The organism is Pseudomonas sp. JL3 (assembly GCF_031570575.1).
GTDB lineage: Bacteria > Pseudomonadota > Gammaproteobacteria > Pseudomonadales > Pseudomonadaceae > Aquipseudomonas > Aquipseudomonas cucumis.
Window position 1 is genome coordinate 293,980 of record NZ_JAKWJK010000003.1, and the last position, 16,347, is coordinate 310,326.

At 59.7% G+C, this 16,347-nt stretch carries 11 protein-coding genes; 3 read left to right on the forward strand and 8 right to left on the reverse strand.

Annotation, left to right across the window (positions count from 1 at the left end; all coding sequences use genetic code 11):
- Positions 1–75 precede the first annotated feature (75 nt).
- From MMG91_RS07745 to leuC, 6 genes are all read right to left on the reverse strand, one after another.
- Positions 76–1,086, reverse strand: coding sequence for an aspartate-semialdehyde dehydrogenase (locus MMG91_RS07745; RefSeq protein ID WP_305449030.1), 1,011 nt, complete (start codon positions 1,084–1,086; stop codon positions 76–78).
- A gap of 248 nt (positions 1,087–1,334) precedes the next feature.
- Complete coding sequence (gene asd / locus MMG91_RS07750) at positions 1,335–2,447, reverse strand: aspartate-semialdehyde dehydrogenase (RefSeq protein WP_038980075.1); 1,113 nt, start codon at positions 2,445–2,447, stop codon at positions 1,335–1,337.
- Positions 2,448–2,514: 67 nt separating this feature from the next.
- Positions 2,515–3,597, reverse strand: coding sequence for a 3-isopropylmalate dehydrogenase (gene leuB / locus MMG91_RS07755; RefSeq protein WP_008007203.1), 1,083 nt, complete (start codon positions 3,595–3,597; stop codon positions 2,515–2,517).
- Positions 3,598–3,664: 67 nt separating this feature from the next.
- Positions 3,665–4,432, reverse strand: a complete 768-nt coding sequence (locus MMG91_RS07760) for a class I SAM-dependent methyltransferase (protein WP_310659257.1) — start codon at positions 4,430–4,432, stop codon at positions 3,665–3,667.
- A gap of 154 nt (positions 4,433–4,586) precedes the next feature.
- Entirely contained in the window at positions 4,587–5,231 is a 645-nt protein-coding gene (gene leuD / locus MMG91_RS07765; protein WP_253554045.1) for a 3-isopropylmalate dehydratase small subunit, read from the reverse strand.
- An 11-nt stretch (positions 5,232–5,242) separates the two neighbouring features.
- A complete protein-coding gene (leuC, locus tag MMG91_RS07770) occupies positions 5,243–6,661 on the reverse strand; it encodes a 3-isopropylmalate dehydratase large subunit (protein WP_305505690.1) in 1,419 nt (472 codons plus the stop codon).
- A gap of 160 nt (positions 6,662–6,821) precedes the next feature.
- Here leuC and MMG91_RS07775 point away from each other — a divergent pair, with 160 nt between their 5' ends.
- The 3 genes from MMG91_RS07775 (at position 6,822) to MMG91_RS07785 (ending at position 12,881) form a co-directional block, all read left to right on the forward strand.
- Positions 6,822–7,712 (forward strand): LysR family transcriptional regulator, encoded by an 891-nt coding sequence (locus MMG91_RS07775; protein WP_310659258.1) that lies wholly within the window; start codon positions 6,822–6,824, stop codon positions 7,710–7,712.
- An 84-nt stretch (positions 7,713–7,796) separates the two neighbouring features.
- Positions 7,797–11,075, forward strand: a complete 3,279-nt coding sequence (locus MMG91_RS07780) for a PAS domain S-box protein (protein WP_310659259.1) — start codon at positions 7,797–7,799, stop codon at positions 11,073–11,075.
- 114 nt (positions 11,076–11,189) lie between these two features.
- Positions 11,190–12,881: a molecular chaperone HscC gene (locus MMG91_RS07785; RefSeq protein WP_310659260.1), complete on the forward strand. Its 1,692-nt coding sequence runs from the start codon at positions 11,190–11,192 to the stop codon at positions 12,879–12,881.
- Here MMG91_RS07785 and MMG91_RS07790 read toward each other — a convergent pair.
- Positions 12,878–15,559: a DUF805 domain-containing protein gene (locus MMG91_RS07790; RefSeq protein ID WP_310659261.1), complete on the reverse strand. Its 2,682-nt coding sequence runs from the start codon at positions 15,557–15,559 to the stop codon at positions 12,878–12,880. The genes MMG91_RS07785 and MMG91_RS07790 overlap by 4 nt on opposite strands.
- Entirely contained in the window at positions 15,556–16,254 is a 699-nt protein-coding gene (locus tag MMG91_RS07795; protein ID WP_305449024.1) for a DUF1266 domain-containing protein, read from the reverse strand. Before MMG91_RS07795 ends, MMG91_RS07790 begins: the two co-directional genes overlap by 4 nt.
- Between the last annotated feature and the right edge of the window lie 93 nt (positions 16,255–16,347).

The following is a 16,347-nucleotide window of genomic DNA, read 5'->3' on the forward strand; positions in this document are numbered from 1 at the left end:
GTGGCTCACCTTAAGCATTCCGGCCAAGCATGACGCTCGGCGGGAATCATTCGATAAATTGTTGCCAAGTATCTTTTACAGCAGGTCTTTTATCAACAATTCAGCCACCTGCACAGCATTGAGCGCAGCCCCTTTGCGTACGTTATCTGACGTCAGCCACATATTAAGTTCCGCCGGGTCGTCGATCCCGCCGCGAACCCGACCAACGTAAACCACGTCCTGCCCTACCGCATCGCCTACCGGGGTCGGGTAATCGCCCGCCTCGACCAGTTCGATGCCGGGTGCCGCGTCCAGTGCCGCGTTGACTTTCGCCAGATCCACAGCGCTCGATGACTGCAAGGTCACGCTAAAGCTATCGCCGAAAAACACCGGAGCTTGAATGCAAGTGACGGAAATCTTTAATGAAGGTAGCACCATGACCTGACGCAGCTCGCGCACCAGACGTTTTTCCAGCAGCGTATGGCCCTGATCATCAGGTTTACCGACTTGCGCCAACAGGTTGAAAGCCATCTGCCGGTCGAAGAACTTCGGCTCCAGCGGGCGCACATTGAGCAGCTCGGCGGTTTGTCGAGCCAGCTCGGTGACGGCTTCGCGGCCTTGGGCAGAAACCGCCAGGCACGCTGTCAGGCTGACGCGTTGCAGGTCGAGCAAACCGAGCAATGGCGCCAGCACCACCGCCAGCGTCGCGGCCGAAGGGCTTGGGCTACTGACCTGGAAGGGCTTTTTCAGACCGGCCAGAATTTCAGCGTTGGCCTCAGGCACCACCTGCGGCGCCTGATCGGCCGGCAAGGCGCCGGACAGGTCAATCAGCGAGCAACCGGCGGCCGTGGCACGCGGAGCGAAACTGAGGGTCACCGCCGGGCCGGCGGCAAAGAACACCAACTGGACTTTGCTGAAATCGAATTCATCGACTTCCCGTACCCGCACGTTCTTGCCGCGAAACGGTACCGAATGCCCGGCTGATTCACTGCTCGCCAGCAGGTGCAGGTTACCGACCGGAAAATCCCGCTCTTCGAGAATCTGGACGAGTGTTTCGCCGACAGTACCGGTGGCGCCGATCACGGCAATATCAAAGGACTGGCTCATGGTTCTACCTCTGGCGAAACGGGGGGTGCGGCACTTTACCGGGTGGTTGGCAGTGAGGCAATTCACGCCATCCTGATCGTTCCCACGCTCCGTGTGGGAATGCATCCCGTGACGCTCCGCGTCACCGCTTCAAGAGCGGACGCAGAGCGTCCATGACGGCATTCCCACGCAGAGCGAGGGAACGATCGGTGGGCAAAAAAAAACCCGCACCTCTTTCAAGGCACGGGCTCTTTCATTACTTCAACAGATCAACGCTCAAGCAGGATCCGCAGCATGCGACGCAGCGGTTCGGCCGCACCCCACAGCAGTTGGTCGCCGACGGTGAAGGCACCGACGAACTGCGACCCCATGTTCAGCTTGCGCAGACGGCCAACCGGCACGTTCAGGGTACCGGTAACCTTTGTAGGGCTCAGCTCCTGCATGCTGATCTCACGGTTGTTCGGCACCAGTTTGACCCATGGGTTGTGCTGGCTGATCAGCCCTTCGATGTCGGCAATTGGCACATCTTTGTTCAGCTTGATGGTCAGCGCCTGGCTGTGGCAACGCATGGCGCCGACGCGCACGCAGATGCCGTCCACCGGGATCGGGCTCTTGAAGCGACCGAGGATCTTGTTGGTCTCGGCCTGGGCCTTCCACTCTTCACGGCTCTGACCGTTCGGCAGTTCCTTGTCGATCCACGGGATCAGGCTGCCGGCCAGCGGTACGCCGAAGTTTTCGGTCGGGTACGCGTCGCTGCGCATGGCTTCGGCGACACGACGGTCGATGTCGAGGATCGCGCTGGCCGGATCGGCCAGTTGATCGGCTACAGCGCCATGGGTCACCCCCATTTGCTTGATCAGTTCACGCATGTGCTGCGCGCCGCCACCAGAGGCCGCCTGATAGGTCATGGCGCTCATCCACTCGACCAGACCGGCTTCGAACAGACCGCCCAGCCCCATCAGCATCAGGCTGACGGTGCAGTTGCCGCCGATATAATTCTTGGTGCCCGCATCGAGCTGCTGGTCGATGACCTTGCGGTTCACCGGGTCCAGCACGATCACCGCGTCATCCTGCATGCGCAGGCTGGAAGCGGCGTCGATCCAGTAACCCTGCCAACCGGCTTCGCGCAGTTTCGGGAACACTTCGCTGGTGTAGTCGCCACCCTGGCAGGTCAGAATCACGTCGAGGGTTTTCAGCTCTTCAATGCTGTAAGCGTCCTTGAGCGGAGCAATGTCCTTGCCCACGGAAGGGCCTTGGCCACCGACATTGGAAGTGGTGAAAAACACCGGCTCAATAAGATCGAAATCCTGCTCTTCCAGCATCCGCTGCATGAGCACGGAACCGACCATACCGCGCCAACCGATCAGACCTACACGTTTCATCGCAACTACACCTTCTTAAAAGTGGGCCGCTGCTTTCATGGTTGAAAGTTGCAGCGGGCCAAAGAGATTACAGATTCCGCAGCGCGGCGACTACTGCATCGCCCATTTCCTGCGTACCGACCTTGGTGCAACCGGCCGACCAGATGTCGCCTGTGCGCAGGCCCTGATCCAATACCAGGCTCACGGCCTTCTCGATAGCATCGGCCGCATCCTGCAGATTGAAGCTGTAACGCAGCATCATCGACACCGACAGAATGGTCGCCAACGGGTTGGCAATGCCCTTGCCAGCGATGTCCGGGGCCGAACCGTGGCACGGCTCGTACATGCCTTTGTTGTTGGCATCCAGCGACGCCGACGGCAGCATGCCGATGGAGCCGGTGAGCATCGACGCTTCGTCGGAAAGAATGTCGCCGAACAGGTTGTCGGTGACGATCACGTCGAATTGCTTCGGTGCACGCACCAGTTGCATGGCGGCGTTGTCGACGTACATGTGGCTCAGTTCGACGTCCGGGTAGTCCTTGGCCACTTGCTCGACGACTTCACGCCACAGTTGGCTGGACGCCAGCACGTTGGCCTTGTCCACCGAGCACAGCTTCTTGCCACGTACGCGGGCCATGTCGAAACCGACACGGGCGATACGGCGGATTTCGGTTTCGCTGTACGGCAGGGTGTCGTAGGCCTGACGCTCGCCATTTTCCAGCTCACGCACGCCACGTGGCGCGCCGAAGTAGATGCCGCCGGTCAGTTCACGGACGATCAGGATGTCCAGGCCGGCAACGATTTCTGCCTTCAGGCTGGAAGCCTCGGCCAGTTGCGGGTACAGGATTGCCGGACGCAGGTTACCGAACAGGCCCAGTTGCGCACGGATTTTCAGCAGACCGCGCTCAGGGCGGATGTCACGTTCGATGGTGTCCCATTTCGGACCGCCCACGGCGCCCAGCAATACTGCATCGGCGGCACGGGCACGGGCCAGGGTTTCGTCGGCCAGCGGCACGCCGTGCTTGTCGATGGCGGCGCCACCAATCACGTCATGACTCAGTTCGAAGCCCAGGCTGTACTTGTCGTTCGCCAGCTCCAGCACCTTGACCGCTTCGGCCATGATTTCCGGGCCAATACCGTCACCCGGGAGAATCAGAATCTGCTTGCTCATGCGTTCCTCATGTCATCAGTCGGCACGCCCGTGGGCATGCCCGGAAAAATTCTATCGCTCGAAGAGCTTATCGTTCAGCCATCAGCACCAGCACATCTGTACTGAACGAACCATCGGCTTCAATCTCAAAATATTCGCGAACTTCATTGCCCATCGATCGCTGCAACTCACGGATCGCCGCGCGCATCACCTGCGGCGTGCGCATGCGCTCAACCCAGGAGGTGTATTCAAGGCGCAGCCGTTGGCGCGTGGTGCTGCGGGTATGCAACCCCGCTTCGCTGACCTGACGCAACCACTCACCGGCAGAATAATCGCGCACGTGACTGGTGTCGCGCAGCACTTCGACGCTTTGCAGGTAAGTGTCGAATAGAGGGCTGCCGGGCGACAATACATCAATGAACGCCGCCACTCCGCCAGGCTTCAACACCCGACGAACTTCCCGCAAGGCCAGCCCGAGGTCGCTCCAATGGTGCGCCGAATACCGGCTGAAAACGAAATCGAACTCGCCATCGGCGAATGGCAGGCGCTCGGCGGCACCCAGTACCGTGGACACGTTGCTCAAGCCGCGATCGACGGCAGCAGCGGCCACCACGTCGAGCATCTGCTGAGACAGATCGTAAGCGACCACTTCCTTGACCAGCGAAGCCACGTGAAAGCTCACATGACCGGCGCCGCAACCGAGGTCGAGCACGCGAGCATCGCCCTGCCCCGCCAGTTCAGCCTGTAGCAGCGCGAATTCAGTGCCTTGAGCGTGTACGGCGCTGCTCAGATAGGCTGAGGCCTGTTCACCGAATTGCTTTTGTACTACCTGACTGTGCTGGGCGGTGCTGGTCATGGGGACTTCCTTTTTGGGGTTTAGCCTTGTGTTGTCTGGCGGGCCTCTTCGCGGGCAAGCCTCGCTCCAACAGGGATTTGTGGTGTTCACAAAACCTGTGGGAGCGGGATTGCCCGCGATGAGGCCGGTCCTATCCTTACAAATCCCGGATCAATCACGCGTCACGAAACAACCACGGCTGGCTCGCCCGATGCTTGGCTTCAAACGCGGCAATCGCCTCGTGGTCCTGCAAGGTCAGGCCGATATCGTCCAGGCCATTGAGCAGGCAGTGCTTGCGAAAGGCATCGATCTCGAAGCTCAACACCTTGCCATCCGGACGGGTCACGGTCTGGGCTTGCAGATCAACCTGCAACTGATAGCCCGGAGTCGCCTCAACCTGCTGGAACAGTTCATCGACTTCAGCGTCGCTCAGGATGATCGGCAACAAGCCGTTCTTGAAGCTGTTGTTGAAGAAGATGTCGGCGTAGCTCGGCGCGATGATGCTGCGGAAACCGTATTCTTCCAGCGCCCACGGCGCGTGCTCGCGGCTGGAGCCGCAACCGAAGTTCTCGCGGGCCAGCAATACGCTCGCACCTTGATAACGCTCGGCGTTGAGGACGAAGTCCTTGTTCAACGGGCGCTTGGAGTTGTCCTGATACGGCTGCCCGACATCCAGGTAACGCCATTCATCGAACAGGTTCGGACCGAAACCGGTGCGCTTGATCGACTTCAAGAACTGCTTCGGAATGATCTGGTCGGTGTCGACATTGGCTCGATCCAAAGGCGCGACAAGACCAGTGTGCTGGGTAAAAGCTTTCATGCTGCGCTCCTTTAGATCAATTCACGGACGTCGACGAAACGACCGTTCACCGCGGCGGCGGCGGCCATGGCCGGGCTGACGAGGTGCGTACGGCCACCGGCGCCCTGACGGCCTTCGAAGTTACGGTTGGAGGTCGAGGCGCAATGCTCGCCCGACTCCAAACGGTCCGGGTTCATCGCCAGGCACATCGAGCAACCCGGCTCACGCCATTCAAAACCCGCCTCGAGAAAAATCTTGTCCAGGCCTTCGGATTCGGCTTGAGCCTTCACCAGCCCCGAACCCGGCACCACGATGGCCTGTTTGATGGTCGAAGCCACTTTACGGCCCTTGGCGATCACGGCAGCGGCGCGCAGGTCTTCGATCCGCGAGTTGGTGCAGGAGCCAATGAATACGCGGTCCAGCTGAATGTCGGTGATCGCCTGATTGGCGGTCAAACCCATGTACTTCAAGGCGCGCTCGATGGAATCGCGCTTGACCAGGTCCATTTCCTTCGCAGGATCGGGAACGTTCTGATCGACAGCCAAGACCATCTCAGGCGAGGTGCCCCAGCTGACTTGCGGTTTGATCTGAGTGGCATCGAGTTCGACGATGGTGTCGAATTTGGCATCCGCGTCGGAAACCAGGTCTTTCCAGGCCTCGACAGCCAAGTCCCATTCCGCGCCTTTCGGAGCAAATGGACGGCCTTTCACGTAAGCCACGGTTTTTTCGTCGGCGGCCACCAGCCCTACGCGAGCGCCAGCCTCGATCGCCATGTTGCAAATGGTCATGCGACCTTCAACGGACAAGTCGCGAATCGCGCTACCGGCGAATTCGATGGCGTGGCCGTTACCGCCGGCGGTGCCAATTTTGCCGATCACCGCGAGGACGATGTCCTTGGCGGTCACGCCGAACGGCAATTGGCCTTCGACGGACACCAGCATGTTCTTCATCTTTTTCGCGACCAGGCACTGAGTGGCGAGCACGTGCTCGACCTCGGAAGTGCCAATACCGTGAGCCAGGGCACCGAACGCGCCGTGGGTCGAGGTATGGGAGTCGCCGCAAACCACGGTCATGCCCGGCAAGGTTGCGCCCTGCTCCGGGCCGATGACGTGGACGATGCCTTGGCGGACATCATTCATCTTGAATTCGACGATGCCGTATTCGTCACAGTTATCGTCGAGGGTCTGAACCTGCAAACGCGAGACCTGGTCGACAATCGCTTCGATGCCGCCCTTGCGCTCCGCGGTAGTCGGAACGTTGTGGTCCGGGGTCGCGATATTGGCATCGATGCGCCAAGGCTTGCGCCCGGCCAGACGAAGGCCTTCGAAGGCTTGCGGTGAGGTCACTTCGTGGATGATGTGACGATCGATGTAGATCAGCGCCGAGCCATCGTCGCGCTGCTTGACCAAATGCGAATCCCAGAGCTTGTCGTAGAGCGTTTTGCCGGCCATCAGACGGTTTCCTCATCAGCTTGTTTCTATGCCCTGGGTCTTGAGCAACTTCAATAACCCCTTGGCTTGTGAGGTCGATCCTAGGGGGTTACATTAAATAACTCAAATTCATATTTTTTATGCTTTGCATAACCAACTGGAATACAACCGAGACATCATCATGGACCTCGCCAACCTCAATGCTTTTATCGCGATTGCCGAGACCGGAAGCTTCTCCGGCGCTGGCGAACGGCTGCACCTGACACAACCCGCCATCAGCAAACGCATCGCCGGCCTGGAGCAGCAATTGAAGGTGCGGCTGTTCGATCGACTGGGCCGGGAAGTCAGCTTGACCGAAGCGGGTCGCGCCCTGCTGCCACGGGCCTATCAGATCCTCAATGTGCTGGATGACACCCGCCGCGCCCTGACCAACCTGACCGGCGAAGTCTCCGGTCGTCTGACATTGGCCACCAGTCATCACATTGGCCTGCACCGTTTGCCGCCCTTATTAAGGGAGTTCACTCGACGTTACCCACAAGTGGCGCTGGATATTCAGTTCCTCGATTCGGAAGTAGCTTACGAAGAAATCCTCCATGGCCGCGCCGAACTGGCGGTAATCACTCTTGCACCGGAGCCCCACGCACTGGTCAAGGCCACGCCCGTGTGGGACGACCCGCTGGATTTCGTGGTCGCCCCGGAGCATTCGCTGATCGCTAACGGTCCGGTCAGCCTGGCGGATATTGCCCTGCACCCTGCGGTTTTTCCCGGCGGCAACACCTTTACCCACCACATCGTGCAGCGCCTGTTCGAGGCCCAGGGCCTGACGCCGAACATCGCCATGAGCACGAATTACCTGGAAACCATAAAAATGATGGTCTCGATCGGCCTCGCCTGGAGCGTTTTGCCGCGCACCATGCTGGACGATCAAGTGGCGCGCATACCTTTGCCGGGCATACAGCTCACTCGCCAGCTAGGCTATATCCTGCACACCGAACGGACGCTGTCGAACGCGGCACGGGCCTTCATGGCTCTGCTGGATGCACAAATCGATCAGCCAAGGACTCGCGGCTAAGCTGTGCTTCTTCTTTTTGTGCTACGCCTATAGAGCCCCAAAACCCTGTGCCTAACGCCCAAGTCAGCCCAAGGCCTGTTATCCATGCCCAAATCTGTTGAACGTATGCCGCCGATGCCGCGAATTCAGGCACTTGACCCCAAACGGTCCGAGCAGAGCTGGGAAAGCGCCCCGCAGTTGCTGGCGGCCCTCAACGGCGCCCGGCTGGGCGCCTGGTATTGGGACATCGAGCGGGGGCAGATCAGTTGGTCTCGGGGTACTCAGGCGTTGTTCGGCTTCGATCCCCGGCAACCGTTGCCCGAGGACCTGGAATACCTCGACCTGCTGCCCCAGGAGGATCGGGCGAAAGCCATCCGCGCCTTCAATGCGGTGATCGCCGGCGCCCCGCTGGAACAGGCCATGCACCACCGCATCCGCTGGCCCGACGGCAGCCTGCACTGGCTGGAAATCAACGGCAGCCTGCTGCCGGACAAAAACGGTCGTCCGCGAATGATTGGGGTCATTCGTGAAATCACCCATCAGCGCCAGCGCGAACAGGCGCTGAGCAGCTCGGAAAAACGCTTCGCCACGCTGTTTCACCTGTGCCCGAACATGGTCTTGCTGACCCGGCAGGAAGACGGCCTGATCAGCGAAGCCAACCAGTATTTCGAAAGCCTGTTCGGCTGGCCGGTGCAAGACGCCATCGGCCGAACCACGCTGGAACTGGGCCTTTGGGTCAACCCGGAGCAACGGGCGCAACTGGTCAAGGCCACCAAGGCCAAAGGTGAGCTGATCAACATGGAGGTGCAATTTCGCGCCAGCAATGGGCAGGTTCACGACGGCATCCTCAGTGCGCAAAAGGTCGAACTCGAAGGTCAGCCCTATCTGCTGAGCACGTTCCTCGACACCACCGAACGCAAAATTGCCGAGCACGCCCTCAAAGACAGCCAGGAACGCCTCGACCTGGCCCTGGATTCGGCGCAACTCGGCACCTGGGACTGGCACATTCCCAGCGGCATGCTTTACGGCTCGGCACGGGCCGCCCAGTTGCATGGGCTGGAGCCCAAACCCTTCCATGAATCCTTCGATGCGTTTTTTGAAGGAGTGCCTGATGAAGAGCGCGGCACCATGCGCGACGCCTACCGCAGCTTGCGCGAAGGCCCGGCCGGTAATTATCAACTGACGTACCGGGTGCAGCTGCAGGACGGCAGTTCGCGCTATCTGGAAAGCCGCGCCAGACTTTATCGCGACGAGCACGGCAACCCACTGCGCATGGCCGGCACATTGCTGGACATCACTGATCAGGTAGAGCGCGAACAGCAACTGGTGGCGTCAGAAGAGAAATTCGCCACTTTGTTCCAGGTCAGCCCGGACCCGATTTGCGTCACGCGCAAGGACACCGGCCATTTCATCGAAATCAATTCCAGTTTTACTCAGACATTCGGCTGGAGCACCACCGACGTGATTGGTCGCAGCGCTGACGAAATCGGCCTGTGGGACGCTTCGGCAAAAAGCCTGCAACGAATCGAGCGGGTCATCCGCGAACAGGGTCTGAACAATGTAGCGATCGTCGTGCAGCACAAGGACGGGCAGTCCCTGACCTGCGTGATCTCCAGCCGGCAGATCAGCGTCGGCGACCAGCCGTGCATCGTCACCACTCTGCGCGACATCACCCAGCAGCAACGCTCGGAAGCGGCGCTCAAGGCCAGCGAGGAGAAGTTCGCCAAGGCCTTCCACTCAAGCCCCGACGCCATCACCATTACCGAGCGCGACACCGGACGCTACCTGGAAGTTAACGATGGTTTCTGTCGTCTGACTGGCTACCGCGCCGATGAAGTGATCGGCCGTACGGTGTATCAGGTGGGCATCTGGGCTGAAGAGAAACAACGCTCGGCGCTGCTGGCGGAACTACAGATCAAGGGCCGGGTTCACCACCTGGAAATGCTCGGGCGCAACAAACGCGGCGAGTTGCTGACCGTCGAAGTCTCGGTGGAACCGATCACCCTCAACGAAACGGCGTGCCTGCTGTTGACCGCGCGGGACGTCAGCTTGCTGAAAAACGCCGAAGCGCAGATCCGTCACCTGGCCTACCACGACCCATTGACCAACCTGCCCAACCGCGCCCTGTTGATGGATCGTCTGAGCCAGCAGATCGCCCTGCTCAAACGCCACAACCTGCGCGGCGCGCTGATGTTCCTCGATCTCGACCACTTCAAGCACATCAACGACTCCCTCGGCCACCCGGTAGGCGATACGGTGTTGAAGATCATCACCGCGCGCCTTGAAGCCAGCGTGCGCATGGAGGACACCGTCGCACGCCTGGGCGGAGACGAATTCGTGGTGCTGCTCAGCGGTCTGGAAGGCTCGCGCAGCGATGTCAGCGCCCAAGTCCGGGAGCTGGCGGACACCTTGCGTGAACTGCTGTCCGAACCGATGTTCCTCGACGGACAGCGTCTGCAAGTAACACCGAGCATTGGCATTGCGCTGATCCCCGACCACGGCTCGACCCCGACCGACCTGCTCAAACGTGCCGATATCGCCCTCTACCGCGCCAAGGACTCGGGCCGCAATACCACGCAGATGTATCACAACACCATGCAAAAGGCCGCCAGCGAACGCCTGCGCATGGAAACCGATCTGCGCCTGGCCCTTTCCCGGGGTGAGTTCAACGTGCAATACCAGCCTCAGGTGGACGCCCGCGACAACCGCATAACCGGCGCCGAAGCCCTGGTACGCTGGCATCATCCGCAACTGGGCGCGCAATCGCCCACCGAGTTCATCAAGGTGCTGGAAGACAGCGGGCTGATTCTGGAAGTCGGCACGTGGATCCTCGACGAAGCCTGCGCGGCCTTCAAACACCTGATCGCCAATGGCCTGATCGATCCGCTCGACTTTAGCCTGTGCGTGAACATCAGCCCCCGGCAGTTCCGCCAGAACGATTTCGTCGAACGCATCGAACACAGCCTTGGCAGCCATGGCCTACCCTACTCGTTGTTGAAACTGGAAATCACCGAAGGCATCGTCATCCAGAACCTGGACGACACCATCAGCAAAATGCGACGCCTGAAAAAACTCGGCGTGAGCTTTGCCATGGACGACTTCGGTACCGGTTATTCCTCACTGACCTACCTCAAGCGCCTGCCGGTAGACACCCTGAAAATCGATCAATCGTTCATCCGCGATGCCACCACCGACCCCAACGATGCCGAAATCATCCGCGCCATCGTCGCCATGGCCCGCAGTCTGGAGCTGGAAGTCATCGCCGAAGGGGTGGAAAACCTGGAGCAACTGGCGTTTTTGCAAGGGTTGGGCTGCCATTTGTATCAGGGGTATTTGCACAGTCGGCCGTTGCCGGTTGAGGAGTTTCAGAAACTGCTCAAATAATCGGGGTCACTGTTGCACCGCACAGGAGACGTTCCGTAACAGGCACTCCAATTGCCAGTTTTTCTCTCAACCTGTAGGGTCGCGTTTTTTTGCACCGCCTCAAAGAGATCAACCATGCAGGATGCAACCCTCCCCCGCCCGGCCTTGCTGGGTATCGACCTTGGCACCACCAATAGCCTGATCGCCGTTTGGCAGGAAGGTCGGGCACAGTTGATTCCCAACGCCCTTGGCGATTTCCTCACCCCTTCCGTGGTCAGCCTCGATGAGGACGACAGCATTCTGGTTGGCAATGCGGCTCGCGCCCGTCTAACCACCCATCCGGAACGCACAGTGGCGGCGTTCAAGCGTTTTATGGGCAGCGACAAACAGTTCGAACTGGGCGGGCGGCAATTCAGCCCGGAAGAACTGTCAGCACTGGTAATCGGCTCTCTCAAACAGGATGCCGAAGCCTGGCTGGGCCATCCGGTGCATGAGGCGGTGATTTCGGTGCCGGCCTACTTCAGTGACGAGCAACGCAAACGCACGCTGTTTGCCGCCGAGCTGGCAGGCTTGACGGTGTCGCGGCTGATCAACGAGCCGACCGCCGCCGCCATGGCATACGGGCTGCACGAGCAGAAGTTCGAGCGCACGCTGATTTTCGACCTGGGCGGCGGCACCTTCGATGTCACGGTACTGGAATACGCAGTGCCGCTGATTGAAGTGCACGCTTCCACCGGCGACAACTTCCTCGGCGGTGAAGACTTCACTGCAACGTTGCTACAGGCCTGCCTGAAAGACTGGCAACTCACCCCGCAGCTGATCGACGGCCAAGGGTTGGCCAGCCTGGGCGATGCTCTGGAGCAACTCAAATGCAAACTCAGTGAAGGCACCCAGCATCTGAACTGGAATGGCGCCGGCGTCTTGCGCGAGTGGTCGCTGGATGAGGCTGCAGCGCTGAAAATCTGGGAGCCGCTGCTGGCCCGGTTGCGCGCTCCCATCGAACAAGCCCTGCGCGATGCACGGCTCAAACCCCGGGACCTCGACAGCCTGGTGCTGGTCGGAGGTGCTACGCGGATGCCAGCCGTGCAGCAGATGGTCGCCACACTGTTCGGGCGCCTGCCCTATCGCCACCTCGACCCGGACACGATTGTCGCACTGGGCGCCGCCACCCAGGCGGCGTGCAAGGCCCGCGACAGTGCAATCGAGGAGCTGATCCTGACCGACGTCTGCCCATACACTCTGGGCATCTCGACCAATCGCGGTGAAGACGTCAGCGGCGCCTTCTCACCGATCATCGAACGCAACACCGTGATCCCCACCTCTCGGGTGCAACGCTTTTACACCACCCATCCGCAGCAAAACCAAATCCGTATCGCGGTCTATCAGGGTGAACGGCCGTGGGTACGGGACAATATTTTCATCGATGCCTTCGATGTCGCGATGACACCCAGCGACCAGACACAGGCGCTGGATGTGCGCTTCAGCTACGACATCAACGGTTTGCTTGAAGTTGACGTAACCCTGCTGGCCAGCGGCGAACGCCACAGCCACAGCATTGATCGCAGCCCCACCGGGCTCGACCCGCAATCACGGCAAAACAGCCATGAACGGCTCAGCGCCCTGAAAATCCATCCACGGGACGCGCTGCCCAATCGCACCCTGCTGGCACGACTGGAGCGAGCGTGGACGCAGAGCCTGGGCGATGAGCGCGAACAAATTGCCGGTTGGCTGGATGCCTTTACCGCCGTGCTCGGTGGCCAGCAATCGGTGGAGATTGCCAGCCATCGGTCACAACTCAATAAAGCGCTGGATCAACTGCGTCTTTAGCCGTTAAGCCGCCGCAGGGTCGCCTGCAAACCACCGGGCAACGTGTCCTCACCGGCGCTGTCCGGCGGCACACCATAGCGGTTAGGCAGCTTGTCGCCGGGAAAGCCGAACAACACCAGAGGCAGGAACGGCAATACCGGCGTCAGGCAGGCGATAATCAGCAGTGTGGGAATCCCGCGGCCAATGTCATGCAGCCGACGCAGAATCGCACTGAGCAACAACGCGATGCTCAGCAGCAGCATGACAATCCCCGAGACGGCGGTGCCGCTTAGCAACGCCACGATCGGGGTGATCAGCACACACCCCAGCACTTGCCCGATAAACGCCTTGCGCCCCAATCGCGTGCCCAAGCGCCAGACCGCAACCGACGGCACCGGGCGAGTGTCGCTTTTGGCCAGGAGCAGGCGCTCGCTCCAGGACAGCAAGGCAGTCAATGCCAGACGCAAGCCCACACTGTTCGCGGCTTCATCCTTGCCACGCTGCAACTGTTGCAGCACCTTGGTCCTCGGCACTCCTGCCGCGCCATAACGAATCAGACTTCTCAGCGTATCGAGGACTTCATAGACCAGCAGCTTGTCGACGTCGAAATCCGTCAGCACTTTGCGCGGCGGCCAAACAGGATCCCCTTTGAGCAAACCATCACGAAACGCTTCGAACCAGTCATCTTCACAACTGATAGCAGCGATGGATTGCAACAGTGCACGATGCTGCTCGGCGTCAAGGCTCGGATCGTGATACAGCACCCCCCAGAGCAGCATCAGCCCCAGCAAATCCTCGCCGCACGCATCAGGATCACTTTCAATGCAGGTATAGAGCTGCGCATTACCGGGCAGCGCTGCGCTGTCGAGGGCCTGTTGCACATTGAACAGCTGCTGCACGAGCAAACCATGGACCGGATCGGTACCTTGCAGCCACCCCAGCAAACCGGTGCAGTTACCTTGCTCACGCTGCAAACGCCGCAATAACGGCTGGAGCCGACTCAGGGGATGAGCCGGGTTGACCTCCAGTCGCTCCAGGCATTGCGTATCGATCAACGTCAGCCAACGCTCAGGCTGTTCGAGCAATGCCAGCAGGAATACCGTTTGAGCGTGCCATTGCCACGCTGCCTCGCCTTGCGCAATGTCCGGCAGGACTGCGCCTCGCTGCCCCAATTGAACCAGCAGGCTCAAGCTCCGCAAGTTCGTGTCCGCCTCTGCGTCCAGCAAGTCAAATGCCTGATCGATCCGCACCAGGGCAGACTGGTCGTAAGCCCGCAGTCTGCGCAGCCACAGGCGGCAAATCTTGTGCGGCTCACCTTTTGTCAGTTCCTCGGCCAGTTGCGGCTCAACTGAACGACTGTTGAGAAAGGCCTTCATTGCCAATGGAATCGGCGCCTGATTCAACCAACAAAGTTGCTGCTCTGCCTGATACTTGAACCCGCTCAGCACCAGCCCCTCAAGGGCATCGAACGGGTGCGGCTCGTCCAGTATTTGTTGCAACAACCACACATCCCCACGATGCAAGGCCCATGCATGCCGGTACAGACGCTGCAAGCGGGAATCCGCATGCTCCCCTAGCAGCAACGCCAGCAGAGGCAGTTCATCCCCTGTCATCCGCCAGTCGACAAATGCGGATGCCAAACCTTGCAGATTGAGTTGCCCAACCCCAAGCCAGCGAGCCAGCGTTTCGGGGCGCTGTGAAGGGCTGCCATATTCTTGAGTGACATCGTCCAGGTCATGGGACCAGTCACGGAAATTTTCCAGACGGTCAAATGCCTGAATCAGCAGCGCGAGAAAGTCTGGTTGACGTTTGGCGCAAAGCTCCAGCAAGCAACTTTCAGCCTTCGGGTGACGATACTCCAGCCAGAGCCGGATCCAGCAGGGCAGCGCCTGATCCTCAAGCCCCAACAAACTGTTTTGACAAGCCAACAAATAAAGCCAATCGATATCGTCTGGCGCCTGGCTCTGTTGTTCGACACACAGCTGCAGCAGACCTGCACCACCGATACCCGCCTGAGTGAACCGCACCAGCAAACGCTTGATGAATACTTCGTCCGTCGGCAGCGGCAAACAGGTGTGATGGTTGGCGAAGTCTTCGAATTCATGGAGCGGACGATGCTCGAAGAGGTAGTCGAGGCTGCGGGCATACCACAGGGTTTCCATCTGCGCAGGCTCGGACCACCCGCTCATCAGTGTCGTGTCGAACGGGTCTGGCGCCTTGATGCGTTGCAGGAACTGTTCGACTTTATTCGCCTGCTCGAACCCCAGATCCAGCAGTTGGTGCTCCCAACCCATCCGTTGCGCCAGCAGATTCGCGCAGCGGTAAGACAGCGACCCGGCATTGGCCAATGCATGGAACAACCCCCAACCGAGGTCATCAAGAGCGTCCAGAGGCAACTGATCCAACGCTTTAACGAACGCTTGCCAGGCCTCTGGATTGAAGCGCCGAGCCGGATCTTCGAGCAACGCGTAAAAATCCACCAAGGTCTGCGGAACCTCAGGGGCACCAGTACCTTTATCTTCGATTTCGTCCTCTTCATGACGAGCGAAGCGGGTGGCACTTTCATAGGCCTCACGCAGTGCCTGAAAGCCCTCAGGATCACTCTCCGGATGATGTTCCGGTAGACGCGCGCGATAGGCATTTCGAATAACTGTCTGGTCTTTGGTAGGTTCTATACCCAGGCGTATCCAGCAACTCATGACCAGTCGAACTCCTCAAGGGACGCCGGGCGTGGCAGTGGGTTGAGGTCCATGTGCCAGGGCAGGTCTACCAGGAAAGAAGGGATGTCGTGCGCAAGACCACGCGCTATGAAAGCGCTCCGCGAAAACTCCCCTTGCCGATCAAGCTCATGAGCCATCTGTTCGTCACTGTTGCCCAGACAGCTCCAGAACGCATGACCGGCCAGGAAACCATTGAAATAGGAGAACCAACTGCCGTAATGGTATTGCGCTCTCACGGCGAGTCGGCCATGCAGCCAAAGACTTTCAGTTAAATCGATCCACTCATTGCGCAAGCCACAGCGCAAGAGAAACCCCATGCGCCCGAGATCCCAAGCCCTGATGCCACCCGGCCCGCATCCACCGAAGGTACGCCCGGCGAATTCGTGCAAGTCGCGTTCGCGGGGTGACAGCGTTTCAAGCAGTGCCTGCCATTCGCTCGGCAAGCAACGCTGCCACGACCGATACGCCCCATCGAGATGAGAGGCATGACCGTCGTCCGCCATCCCTTCGAGCATGCTTAATAACTGCGGCCGGTCGCTGATACCCCAGCTGCATTGCAGGTCGATGAATTGCGGATCGGAGTAGAAAGCAGGCTCGTCATAATGGGCGCGAGGATTGAGGGCCACCATCGGCGCAGAAAGACCGCACAGCCAACGCTGTTGTATCTCTTCCATGAAAAAAAACTCCGGGCCGACCAGACAGGATGGGAGTCGGCAAAACTGGCGCGGATTGTAGAGAAACCGTCGCAAGGCGGCAAAGTTTGCAGT

Bases quoted from the DNA above. Each gene is read 5' to 3' on its own strand.
- MMG91_RS07745 (WP_305449030.1), bottom strand. From the start codon at position 1,086: ATGAGCCAGTCCTTTGATATTGCCGTGATCGGCGCCACCGGTACTGTC.
- asd (WP_038980075.1), bottom strand. From the start codon at position 2,447: ATGAAACGTGTAGGTCTGATCGGTTGGCGCGGTATGGTCGGTTCCGTG.
- leuB (WP_008007203.1), bottom strand. From the start codon at position 3,597: ATGAGCAAGCAGATTCTGATTCTCCCGGGTGACGGTATTGGCCCGGAA.
- MMG91_RS07760 (WP_310659257.1), bottom strand. From the start codon at position 4,432: ATGACCAGCACCGCCCAGCACAGTCAGGTAGTACAAAAGCAATTCGGT.
- leuD (WP_253554045.1), bottom strand. From the start codon at position 5,231: ATGAAAGCTTTTACCCAGCACACTGGTCTTGTCGCGCCTTTGGATCGA.
- leuC (WP_305505690.1), bottom strand. From the start codon at position 6,661: ATGGCCGGCAAAACGCTCTACGACAAGCTCTGGGATTCGCATTTGGTC.
- MMG91_RS07775 (WP_310659258.1), top strand. From the start codon at position 6,822: ATGGACCTCGCCAACCTCAATGCTTTTATCGCGATTGCCGAGACCGGA.
- MMG91_RS07780 (WP_310659259.1), top strand. From the start codon at position 7,797: ATGCCCAAATCTGTTGAACGTATGCCGCCGATGCCGCGAATTCAGGCA.
- MMG91_RS07785 (WP_310659260.1), top strand. From the start codon at position 11,190: ATGCAGGATGCAACCCTCCCCCGCCCGGCCTTGCTGGGTATCGACCTT.
- MMG91_RS07790 (WP_310659261.1), bottom strand. From the start codon at position 15,559: ATGAGTTGCTGGATACGCCTGGGTATAGAACCTACCAAAGACCAGACA.
- MMG91_RS07795 (WP_305449024.1), bottom strand. From the start codon at position 16,254: ATGGAAGAGATACAACAGCGTTGGCTGTGCGGTCTTTCTGCGCCGATG.